An 11,571-nucleotide genomic window follows, 5' to 3' on the forward strand; every position below is an offset into this window, starting at 1 on the left:
AGTCCCGACACCGCTCCCGAAGCTCATGCGCTTCGGGTCACAGTTCAGCATTCGCGTATCAGACGCGCTTGCGGCGCACCGCTCGGATCAGGACGCGTTGGAAATCGCCGGCGTTCGCGGGGCGGGCGCATGCATCCCGAAATAATTTGTAGAAAGATCGACCTACATGCAGCAGACGCGACAGGAACAATCTGTCCGCGTGGTCCATCCTCGCCCTTACCCGGAGAATGAACAACGTAAGGGCCTATGGTCTTCAGCGCATAATCGCTTTCAGGCACAGTTCCCGGTTATGCCCAGCTCGTCTACCGGTGTCCGCCAGCTTTGGATCGCCGGCGGCGACACTGTAGATAATCAGAGTTGTTGCAGGAAGGCAGGCACGCTATCGGAAGGTGCGATTACAAGCGTTCTTCAGCCCCCCCGGGCAGCAGACTGGTTGTCGTGTCGTTTGATTCTTAGACGAGGTCCGGGGGCGGTAGAATCGGCATGAATGAAAGCCCCCTCAGCAGAACGAAAAGAAGCCCCTCGTTCCGTGAAATGTCGGAGGGGAAGTTCATCGCGTTACCCATCGTGACGACTGCCGACGAGCGCGCCGATCGGCAATTCTTGACGTGATAACGAGATCGATGGGATTTTTCGAGGAACGCTTCTTAAACGGAGCGCGCTAACGCATGTCCACTGGGAAATGGCATTCTCAACACCTCGTTTTGAGGAGCGGCCACGCGCGCCGTCGATAACCCTGTGTCGGTGACTTTAAATACAGCCACCGCGTTCTTCAGCGCTGTCGCTTGCTCCTCCAGAGAATGCGCTGCCGCGGATGCCTGCTCGACCAGCGCTGCATTTTGCTGCGTTACTCCATCCATCTGGCTGACGGCTTGATTAACCTGGTCAATGCCGCGGCTTTGTTCTTCCGATGCGGCGGCAATCTCACTGACTATATCGGCAACCCGTTTGATGGCCCGCCTGACCTGATCCATCGTCGCCCCCACCTCAGCAGCCTGTTTTGAGCCATCCTGAATTATGGCAACGGACGAGCCGATCAGATCCTTTATTTCCTTTGCCGCAGCGGCTGAACGCTGGGCCAGGCTCCGGACTTCGCCCGCGACCACGGCAAAGCCTCGTCCTTGTTCGCCAGCACGCGCAGCTTCTACAGCGGCATTGAGCGCCAGAATATTTGTCTGAAAGGCAATACCCTCAATTACACCAGTAATTTCAGAAATTTTGCTTGAACTTCCGCTAATTTTATTGATGGTCGCAACCATAGTTTGAACGGCATCATTGCCAGTATCGGCCATGCTGGTTGCATTTGTTGCAAGCGTATTTGCCTGCAATGCATGCTCCGTATTCTGCTTCACGGTCTCGGTCAGTTGAGTCATGCTGGATGCGGTTTGTTCAAGCGACGCGGCTTGTTCCTCAGTTCGGGAGGAAAGATCCGTATTGCCGCTCGCAATTTCCTTTGACGCCGTAGAGACGGAATCAGTCGAGCTCCGAACTGAACTCAAGGCATCGGCAACCCGAGACATGAGTGTATTGAATGCGGTTGCGGTGTGCCCTATTTCATCCATACGGATTACGGGCGCACGAAGAGTGAGATCAAGTGAGCGACTAGTTTGCTGCAAAGCAGCTTGCATGCCGCGTAGACTTAATCTGATATGCATCAAAACCCGAAACGCGATAATTCCAACAACGAAAAGAATCAGGCCGATCCCGGCGGATAGTGCCAAAATGGATTGCTGGTAGGCGTCATTGTTTTTGTTGTGCAAGTCGCCAGCAAGCTTCATATTGTAAGCCATATGCGCAGCCAATCCGGCGCGTAGCTTCTTGCTCGCCGCATCCAAAGGACCATCACCAAAGAGCATTTTTCTGGAGGTATCCATGTCGCCGGAACGGGATACCTCGATGAATTTCAGTGTGGCCGCTTTGTAATTATCGAGATTAACTTTGTTTGCCTCGGAGAACGCGCGCTCATTTTTATCGGCATGATCTGCAACGGAATATTTTTCAACCAGCTCATCCAGCGTCTTTTTTCTTGCCGCGACCGCTTCCTCGATTTTTGATTTTCCTTCCAAATCCGGCGTCATCGCATGACGATAAAGAAATACGCGGATATCAGTCAGACTGGCGGTAATGGCATCGAGACTGGTTATCGCGGGAAGAACATTGCTGTATACATTTTCAAAACGGGATTGTGATTGATGTAATTGCCATACTCCATATCCTCCACTTACCAGCAGCGAAGCGGCAAAGAGAGTCAGGGCGAGAGTTAATCGATTTACGATGTTCATGACGTCCCTCTATGCTTAAATATGAAGAATTCTCGGGACCCGCGCATGCTTGCCGATCCGACAATGCCAGTCAAAATCCAATTGATATTACGGCATGATGATTTCTTTCTTTAGAGGCCGCAGAGGAAATTTGACCAGCACTCGGGATTACGGGTGCTTTTAAGCACCTCTTTATACATAAGTCAAGTCACCGCCTTCGTCGCGTAGCAACGCTCGCGCATAGTTTCATACTTTGTTGGGCACGCCGACCAACGTATCGGACGTATCGCAAGCGCATGCTTTGTCGCACGGGCATGGAAATGAAACGCTCGGCGATGCCGCCGACACGGATGTTGAAAAGCGCGACGTGCAAGGTGAGCCGCTGCAGTAGCGCGTGGCCGTCAAGCACGGAAAGATCAATGCGATGCGCGATGGAGTTGGCCGCCGCTGGAGTGGCTAAATGTTGCACTTGATTCTTGAGACCGCCCACCGCCGCGACAGTCTTGGTCGGATTCCGATACTCTCATTGTCGGATCGTCTTCTTCGAAAGTCGAACAAGAAATTTAAATCGGCGTCATTAAGAAAAATTTACGGTCTCTATTGCAAGCGCGACGGGTCGTCTGCAAAAAATCAGTGCGCTACGTGCGCACCGAATCCGACCTGTCCCCGTGCAATTTCTTCCCGCAGCGTGCATTCAGGAATGGTGTAATCGCCTGCGTTCTGGCGCCGATAGGGAATAGGCCTCGTGCTCCAGAGTTCGTCGAGTCGCCGCCCCAGCGCATCGGCGCTCTGCGCGAACCTGGCTTCGTCCATCTTTCCTGTTCGATAAATGACGAACGGCGGCAGCACATCGAAGCCGGGATAGAACAGCACGCCGTGATTGATCGGAAACAGCAGATCGTCGATGGGCCCGTTGATCCCGCGCACACCGTAATGTGGCTCCCATCCGCCGGTCGTCACGACGAGCATCGCCCGCTTGCCGGCCAACGAGCCCTCGCCGTATCGATCGCCCCAATGGTGGTCCGAATGCTCGCCTACGCCGTACGCAAATCCATATGCGTAGACGCGCTCAACCCATCCTTTCAAAATTGCGGGCATCGAAAACCACCAGAGCGGAAACTGCAAAATGACGGCGTCCGCCCATTTCAGCTTCTCTTGCTCGCGAGCGATGTCGTCGCTTTGCGTGCCATCGACGAACGCCTGTTTCGAGGCGAGCGAAGCGTTGAACACTGTACCCGGCACATGGGCGGTGTTGTCGTCGGCATCGAGCGTGGCCTTCCACTTCATCGCGTATAAATCGGAAACGCTCACGGTGTGCCCGGCTGCTTCCAGGCGCTGCACCGCGAAATCCTTCAACGCGCCGTTCAGCGATCGCGGCTCGGGATGGGCATAGACGATCAGGACGTTCATTGAACCAGCCTCCAAAAAGTAGTAGAGGCGAAGATTACGGTTCGTCGAGGTATAGTAGAAATGAATTCCTGAAATAGCAGGTATTACTGTGGATAATCACCTTCGACGCCTCGACCTGAACCTGCTCGTCACACTGGACGCATTGCTTGGCGAACTGAACGTCACGCGCGCCGCGCAACGGCTGCATTACTCGCAGCCGTCCGTCAGCGTTCAACTGGCCAGGCTTCGCGATATTTTCAAGGATCCGTTGCTGTTGCCGGGCCCGCGCGGCATGCGCCCGACCCAACGCGCCGAGGACCTTCGCGCACCGCTGCGCGAGGCGCTCGATGCACTGGAGCGCGCTGTCGCCCCGGCTCGGCCATTCGACCCGGGTCAGGCCGATCAAACATGGAAGTTGGCAGCGACGGACTACGCCGAATCCACGATCGTGTTGCCGGCGCTGCGCGGCTTGCGAGCATCGGCACCCAACACCCGGCTTGCGGTGGTCGAAATGGTCCCGCCGCGTATGGAGAAGCAAGCGGCGCAAGGCGAGATCGACCTCGCCTTCCATACGACGGTGGGCGCGCCCGAGGGCATGCGTCGACGCACGCTGTTCACCGAACGCTATGTGTTGATCGGCCGGGCGGGCCACGCCCGCTTGAAACGGCGTCCCACGCTCGCTCAGTTTTGCAAGCTCGAACACGTGATCGTGTCGCCCGATGGCGGCGGGTTTCGCGGCGTCACCGATGAAGCCCTGAACGAATTGGGGCTGACGAGGCGAGTCGCGTTATCGGTCCCGCACTTTTTGTTTCTGATATCGGCGGTGGTGAACACGGATCTCGTTGCGATGGCGCCGTTGCGCCTCGTCCATGGGAATCCTGCGTTGAGGATCGTCGAGCCCCCCGTCGACGTCCCCGGTTACGAAATGTCCATGCTCTGGCATGAACGTGTCCATCGCGACCCCGCGCATCAGTGGCTGCGCGATCATATCGTCGCGTCGGTGCGGTAGCGTTTCAGCGCGGCCACACGCGCACGGCGAGCGCGGCCAAGGATGTCGTCACGTTCATCGCAATCACGCCTGCCCATCCCCACTGCGCCAACGCCAGGCTCCCCAAGCCCGCGCCGGCTGCCATGCCGATGAACATGCCGACGAACAACACCGCGTTCAAGCGGCTGCGCGATGCCGGATCGATGCCGTAGACGATCGTTTGATGGGCGATCAGCGTGGCTTGCACGCCAAGGTCGAAGCCGACCGTAGCGACGGCGAGCAACACCAACTGCGCGTGAGGCGTCATCGTCAAACCGAATGCCATCGCCCCGAACGAGACCGTCGCGATCGCAATGCCGATACGTGTCACCCACTCCGGCCCATGACGATCGGCCAAGCGCCCCGCGATCGGCGCTGCCAGCGCACCGGCCGCACCGGCCAGCCCGAATGCGCCAGCCGCTGCGCTGCCCAGATGAAGCGGCGCATCGTGCAGCATGACCGCCAGCGTCGACCAGAATGCGCTGAAGCCCATCGAAAGCAGCCCTTGCGCAAACGCGGCACGGCGCAGCGCGCGATGATGCCACCACAGGTGTGCAAGCGAGCCGATCAAAGCGCGATACGACAGATGCGTCGTCGGCTTGAACGACGGCAATCCGCGCCAAGCAGCCACGCCAATGGCGGCGACACTCGCGGCCGCGGCGACGAACATTGCGCGCCAGCTGTAATGCTCGGCGACGAAGCCGCTGACGACGCGCGACAACAAGATGCCGAGCAGCAATCCAGTCATCACGGTGCCGACAATCTTGCCGCGATTGGCATCGGGCGCAAGCGTCGCGGCCGCAGGGACAATGTCTTGCGCCATCGTCGCCGATAAGCCGATCGCAAAGCTCGCCGGGAGCAAGCACCCGATCGAGGGCGACACCGCCGCAAGCAGCAGCGCACCGACAAGCGCGGTCGCCTTCATCAAAATCACACGCCGCCGGTCGAACCGGTCGCCGAGCGGCGCGAGCAACAAAATGCCGAGCGCGTAGCCCAGTTGCGTCAGCATCGGCACCATGCCGATAACCCGCGCGGATGTGCCCATCCCTGTCTGGAGAATGCCGAGCATGGGCTGGCTGTAATAAAGCGAGGCGACGCCAAGCCCCGCTGCCGCGGCCAGCAGCAAGACGAGGCGGTGACTCAACGGCGCGGCGGGCACGCCGGCGCGAGTGGCTTCATGCCGGCCGGACGGCTCGACACGTATCGTCTGCGAGGTAGTCATCTTTTCCATCCTTATTGACGTTTCGAAGCAATGGACGCGAGTGTGACCGCAGTCGCGCGGCGCCGGTAGTACCGTGACGGGCAGATTTGTTATACGCTGCACGCATGACCAATAAACTCCGTCACTCCGCCGCCGCTCACGGCACCGCGCGATCGCCTGCACTCTCGGCCGATGGCGCCAGCCAGCGTTTTCAGCTGATGGAAACCTTCGTGCGTATAGTCGAGGCCGGCAATTTATCGGCGGCTGCCGCGCAACTGAGAACGACCCAACCGACCGTCAGCCGCCGGCTGCAGGCGCTCGAACGGTCGCTTGGCGTAAGGCTGCTGCAACGGTCGACGCACACGATGCGATTGACGGTGGACGGCGAGCGCTGCTTCAAGCGCGCCAAAGAATTGCTGGCGAGTTGGGCTTCGTTCGAGGCCGACGTGCGCGGCGCACAAGAGGAACCGGAGGGCATGTTGCGGGTGGCCGTGCCGCACGCGTTCGGTCAACACAAGTTGGTCGAACCGCTGGCGCGGTATTTGAACGACCACCCGCGCGTCTCGGTCGAGTGGTTGCTACAGGATGATGTGCGCGACTTCATCGCCAATGGCATCGATTGCGCCATTCAGGTGGGAGAGCCGAACGATCCGACCGTCGTCGCAATCCGGCTCTCGGATGTATCGCGGATCGTGGCTGCAGCGCCGTCGCTGCTCGAAGGCAGCGGTCCGCTGGACGAGCCGGAGCAGCTCGCCGCGCTACCTTGGCTGGCGCTGCGCACCTATTACCGAACCGAATTGACGCTGACGCACGAGGAGACAGGCGAAGCGCGGCGGATTCAGATCAACCCGCGCCTGAGTACCGATAACCTTTACGCACTACGCACCGCGGCGTTGCTGGGCACCGGTGTGTGCGCGAGTTCAGCGTGGCTGTTGGCCGACGATCTCGCCGCGAAGCGCCTGGTCCATCTCGCGCCGAAGTGGCGCGCGGCGGCGCTACCTGTCTACCTCATCTATCCGCACGCGCAGTTCTACCCTTCCAGATTGCTGCGGTTCATCGCGTTGATGAAGCAAGCCGTACCCATCGCCATCGCTGGCGAATAGTACGGCTTCGCTGCGGGATCGATCGCAGTTTTATTGCAGATTCTCGAAAATGGCGGCAATGCCCTGGCCGCCGCCGATGCACATCGTGACGAGGGCATAGCGCCCACGGATCCGCTGCAATTCGTCGAGCGCCTTCACCGTAATGACAGCCCCCGTCGCACCGATCGGGTGTCCCAGCGAAATCCCGGAGCCGTTCGGGTTGACCTTGGCCGGATCGAAGCCGAGCTCCCGCGTGACCGCGCAGGCTTGCGCCGCAAACGCTTCGTTCGCTTCGACCACGTCGATATCGGCGACGGACAACCCGGCTCGCTGCAAAGCGAGCTTCGTGGCGGGCACGGGACCGATGCCCATATGCAGCGGATCCACGCCGGCATGCCCATAAGCGACGAGGCGCGCGATCGGCTTGACGCCGTTGCGCTCGGCCGCTTCGCGCGACATGAGCAACACGGCAGCGGCCGCATCGTTGATACCCGAGGCGTTGCCTGCCGTGACCGTGCCGCTCTCGCGATCGAACACGGGTTTCAACAGAGAGAAATCCTCGAGCGTCGCATTCAGGCGCACGTGTTCGTCGGTGTTGAAGACGACGTCCTTGCCTTTGATACGGCGCGTGATGGGCACGATCTGGCGTTCGAAGCGGCCTTCGACGATCGCACGTTCCGCGCGGCGGTGCGATTCCAATGCAAGCTCATCCTGATCTGCGCGCGAGATGCCGAACCTGCGCGCGACGTTCTCGGCCGTCACGCCCATCGCCACGCCATGGAACGGATCGTTGAGCGCGCCAAGCATCATGTCGATCATGCGCACATCGCCCATGCGCGCACCGAAGCGGACATCGCTCGTGATGTACGGCGCGCGGCTCATGTTTTCGGCGCCGCCGCCGATCGCGACCTCGGCATCGCCGAGCACGATGGTTTGAGCGGCGGAGACGATCGCCTGCAAACCCGAGCCGCACAAGCGGTTCACGTTGAATGCCGGCGTCGTTTCAGGAATGCCCGCGTTGATAGCGGCCACACGCGACAGATAAAAATCCTTCGGCTCGGTCGGGATGACATTACCGAATACGACGTGTTCGACTTGCGCCGCATCGACGCTCGAGCGCGCCAACGCCTCGCGCACGACGATCGTCGCGAGCTCGGTCGGCGCCAGATCCTTGAGGCTTCCACCGAATTTTCCGATGGCGGTCCGTACACCGCCGACGACGACCACTTCCTTATTCATGTCTGCTCCTCAGTTTTCCGTCTCGCTGCAAAGTTGCCGCGATGCTTGTGCGTTCGATCGGCGGCTTCGATTCCGTTCGTACTCAGAATTGTTCGGCGTCCAGATTAATTGCGCCTTCTGCACTCGCTCCACTGACGATCGACGTTTGCAGCGCGACCGCGTGCGGCAGCAGATGCACGGCGTAGAACTGCGCCGTCGCGATCTTCGCGCCGTAGAAGGCGCGATCTTCATCACGTTTCGCATGTGCAACCAGCGCTGCACGCGCCATCTGCCAGCCCGACAACACAAGGCCGGCCAGCTCCAGATAGGGCACGCTGCCTGCGAAAACGGCGTTCGGGTTGACTTTGGCTTGCTTGACGACGAAGTCCACCACGCCGGCCAGTGCCTGCCGCCCCGCTTCAAGATGCGTCGCGATCGCGCGGAACGTCGCATCGTCATGCGCTTTCAATGCCGCCAGCGTTGCATCGATCTCGCGCAACAACCCTTGCGCCACGGCGCCGCCGTCGCGCAACGTTTTTCGCCCGACGAGGTCGTTCGCCTGAATGGCCGTGGTGCCCTCGTAGATGGGCAGGATACGGGCGTCGCGATAGTATTGCGCCGCACCCGTCTCTTCGATGAAGCCCATGCCGCCATGCACTTGCACGCCCAGGCTCGTCACCTCGAGCGACATTTCCGTGCTCCATCCCTTCACGATCGGCACGAGATACTCGTAGATCGCCTGATGCTCGGCACGGGCCCGCTCGTCGGCGCTGTGATGGGCAATGTCGCTATGCGCAGCGGCCACATACGCCAGCGCGCGTGCGCCTTCGGTCAGCGCACGCATCCTGGCGAGCATACGCCGTACGTCGGGATGATGAATGATGGCCACGGCTTGTTTGGCCGACCCGTCGACGGGCCGGCTCTGCACGCGCTCTTTGGCGTAGGCCACGGCCTTTTGATAGGCGCGATCGGCAACCGCCACGCCTTGCAAGCCGACCGCGAAGCGCGCCGCGTTCATCATGATGAACATGTATTCGAGCCCGTGGTTCTCTTCGCCGATCAAATAACCGGTGGCCCCGCCGTGATCGCCGAATTGCAACACCGCCGTCGGGCTCGCTTTGATGCCCAGCTTGTGCTCGATCGAGACGCAATGCACGTCGTTGCGCTCGCCGAGCGTGCCGTCCTCGTTGACCAGGAACTTCGGCACGATGAACAGCGAAATTCCCTTGACCCCTTCCGGTGCGTTCGGCGTGCGCGCGAGCACGAGATGGACGATGTTCCCGGCCATGTCGTGTTCGCCCCAGGTGATGAAGATCTTCGTGCCGAACAGGCGGTACGTGCCGTCGCCTTGGGGCTCCGCGCGCGTGCGCACGAGGGCGAGATCGGAGCCTGCTTGCGGCTCGGTCAGGTTCATCGTGCCCGTCCATTCGCCCGAAATCAGCTTGGGCACGTAAAGCTGCTTCTGCGTTTCGCTGCCAGCCGTCAACAGCGCTTCGATGGCGCCGTCGGTCAGCAGCGGGCACAACGCAAACGACAGATTCGACGCGTTGAGCATCTCGATGCAAGGCGTCGCAATCAGTTTCGGCAGCCCCTGGCCTTCATACTCGGTGGGATGCTGCACGCCCTGCCACCCGCCTTCGACAAATTGACGGAACGCTTGCGCGAAGCCGGGCGACGCCGTCACCGCCCCGTCCTTCCAGGTGCTGGGATTGCGATCGCCCTCGACATTCAGCGGCGCCAGCACCTCCCCGCAAAACCTGGCCGATTCTTCGAGCACGGCTTGCGCCGTGTCGATACCGGCATCCTCGAAGCCGGGCAGATTGGCGATGGTGGCCATGTCGGCCAATTCTTCCAAGACAAATAACATGTCCTTGATCGGGGCGGCGTAGCTCATTGCGGACTGTCCAATTGAAGGGATGGAACGCGCTGCGGGGCACGGTATGACATATGAGGCCACCTTGCAGCAATTTTGTCCAGATCGTAGCGGGAAAGCGGCGCGAGCGGCTGACGAAACCGGACCGCCTACTGACAAATCTGGCCATCCCATGCATGCCGGTGTGGCGCCCGATGCCAGCGCGGTGAATTCGCCCAGCTTACCGCCGATTGCGCCTCTATGCGCGGCGGCGATAGGTGCCGGGCGTGCTACCCGTCCAATGGCGAAAGGCCCGGTGGAACGCGCTTGGGTCATCGAACCCGATATCGCCAGCGATCTTCGTGATGGTCTCCTCCGTCTCGGTCAGCCGTTGAATGGCGACGTCGCGGCGCAATTCGTCCTTCAGTGCTTGAAAGGTCGTCTCTTCGCCGGCCAAACGGCGGCACAGCGTGCGGACGGAGCAATGCAGGCTGGCGGAAGCCTGCTCGATCGTCGGCAGATCGGGCAGTTGCGCCGCGAGATACTGACGCACCCGATGGCTGACCAACTGCTCGCTGAACGAACCGAAGATCCAATCGCCGGGCGCACGCGCCAGAAACCTGCGCAGGTTGCGCTTGCTCTGGCGGATCGGCAAATCGAGGTAGGCCACGCTAAAGCGCATCAACGTCATGTCGCAGTCGAAACGCACCGGCCCGGAAAAGAAGTAGCGGTGATCGAGCGCGTGCGCCGGGCGCGGGCAGGCGAGATCGACTTGCAGCAGCGGAATGTTTTGACCGATGAGCCAGGACCCCACGCCGTGCGCGAGCTTCAGCATCAGTTCATGCCCGAGCGGCCCGATGCGGCCGCCCCCCGGATGGCCGCCCCCCGGATGGCCTGCCCCCACATTCAAATGCAGCGACAGTTGCGCGACCGGGCCGTGGCGTCGCGACTCGATATGAAAATCGTCGAGAACGATGTGAAAGAACTGACAGAAGCGATGCAGCGCCGTATCGAGGTTGCGCGCGTCGAGCAGGCTCAGGCAGAGAAACTTCAACGTGCCGCTGCGCAGCGGCCGGCTAAAGAAGCCGGGCATTTCATCGTCGAGCGCGATCGCAAGCGCTTGATAGAGCGACGAAAACTGTTCTTCCGTTACGCGCGCCCCGAGCTCGGCCAACAATTCCTGCGCGATGCCGGCCTCGTCCAGATAGCGACGAATCGTCTCCGGACGAGCGTCGGCGCCGGCCAGGAATGCCTTGACGAGCGAAATCGGAACGGTGGCGTTCGGCGGTTCGGGTACGCCATGATTCAATGCCGCGCCCGAATCGTCGATGACGGATCGATGCATACGCAACTCCCATGCGAGCGTCAGAGTATAAAGACGCGCACATCGGGACACCAGGGCAAGCCCCAAAACTGTTAGCCCAAAGTCGTAATGTCCCCTTCCAACAAAGTACAAATGTCCCCTTTTGGTTCGTGAGGGGGCGGCACGGTGGAAGGGCTAGTGTCGATGAGCGCGAAGGAACGAGAGCGGCAACGGGTGA

Annotated in this window: 8 protein-coding genes and 1 pseudogene; 3 read left to right on the forward strand and 6 right to left on the reverse strand. The window is 60.5% G+C overall.

What is annotated here, in order from left to right; genetic code table 11:
- Positions 1 to 647: 647 nt before the first annotated feature.
- Complete coding sequence (locus C0Z19_RS25695; protein WP_102612662.1) at positions 648 to 2,282, reverse strand: methyl-accepting chemotaxis protein; 1,635 nt, start codon at positions 2,280 to 2,282, stop codon at positions 648 to 650.
- Between the two features lie 226 nt (positions 2,283 to 2,508).
- On the opposite strand from C0Z19_RS25695, the pseudogene C0Z19_RS28820 reads away from it, so the two are divergent.
- Positions 2,509 to 2,649, forward strand: a pseudogene (locus C0Z19_RS28820) (IS5/IS1182 family transposase); the annotation flags it as partial.
- A 242-nt stretch (positions 2,650 to 2,891) separates the two neighbouring features.
- Here C0Z19_RS28820 and C0Z19_RS25700 read toward each other — a convergent pair.
- Positions 2,892 to 3,671 (reverse strand): NAD(P)H-dependent oxidoreductase, encoded by a 780-nt coding sequence (locus tag C0Z19_RS25700; protein WP_102612663.1) that lies wholly within the window; start codon positions 3,669 to 3,671, stop codon positions 2,892 to 2,894.
- Between the two features lie 73 nt (positions 3,672 to 3,744).
- Here C0Z19_RS25700 and C0Z19_RS25705 point away from each other — a divergent pair, with 73 nt between their 5' ends.
- Positions 3,745 to 4,659, forward strand: coding sequence for a LysR family transcriptional regulator (locus tag C0Z19_RS25705; protein ID WP_102612664.1), 915 nt, complete (start codon positions 3,745 to 3,747; stop codon positions 4,657 to 4,659).
- A gap of 4 nt (positions 4,660 to 4,663) precedes the next feature.
- Here the strand turns inward: C0Z19_RS25705 and C0Z19_RS25710 are convergent, their stop codons facing one another.
- Positions 4,664 to 5,899: an MFS transporter gene (locus tag C0Z19_RS25710; protein WP_102612671.1), complete on the reverse strand. Its 1,236-nt coding sequence runs from the start codon at positions 5,897 to 5,899 to the stop codon at positions 4,664 to 4,666.
- 104 nt (positions 5,900 to 6,003) lie between these two features.
- On the opposite strand from C0Z19_RS25710, the gene C0Z19_RS25715 reads away from it, so the two are divergent.
- Positions 6,004 to 6,981 (forward strand): LysR family transcriptional regulator, encoded by a 978-nt coding sequence (locus C0Z19_RS25715; protein WP_102612665.1) that lies wholly within the window; start codon positions 6,004 to 6,006, stop codon positions 6,979 to 6,981.
- A 30-nt stretch (positions 6,982 to 7,011) separates the two neighbouring features.
- On the opposite strand, the gene C0Z19_RS25720 is transcribed toward C0Z19_RS25715, so the two are convergent.
- The 3 genes from C0Z19_RS25720 to C0Z19_RS25730 form a co-directional block, all read right to left on the reverse strand.
- A complete protein-coding gene (locus tag C0Z19_RS25720) occupies positions 7,012 to 8,199 on the reverse strand; it encodes an acetyl-CoA C-acyltransferase family protein (protein ID WP_102612666.1) in 1,188 nt (395 codons plus the stop codon).
- A gap of 82 nt (positions 8,200 to 8,281) precedes the next feature.
- Positions 8,282 to 10,072: an acyl-CoA dehydrogenase gene (locus C0Z19_RS25725; protein ID WP_102612667.1), complete on the reverse strand. Its 1,791-nt coding sequence runs from the start codon at positions 10,070 to 10,072 to the stop codon at positions 8,282 to 8,284.
- A 217-nt stretch (positions 10,073 to 10,289) separates the two neighbouring features.
- Entirely contained in the window at positions 10,290 to 11,375 is a 1,086-nt protein-coding gene (locus C0Z19_RS25730) for an AraC family transcriptional regulator (RefSeq protein WP_102612668.1), read from the reverse strand.
- Between the last annotated feature and the right edge of the window lie 196 nt (positions 11,376 to 11,571).

This window comes from Trinickia soli (assembly GCF_002879855.1).
GTDB classification, from domain to species: domain Bacteria; phylum Pseudomonadota; class Gammaproteobacteria; order Burkholderiales; family Burkholderiaceae; genus Trinickia; species Trinickia soli.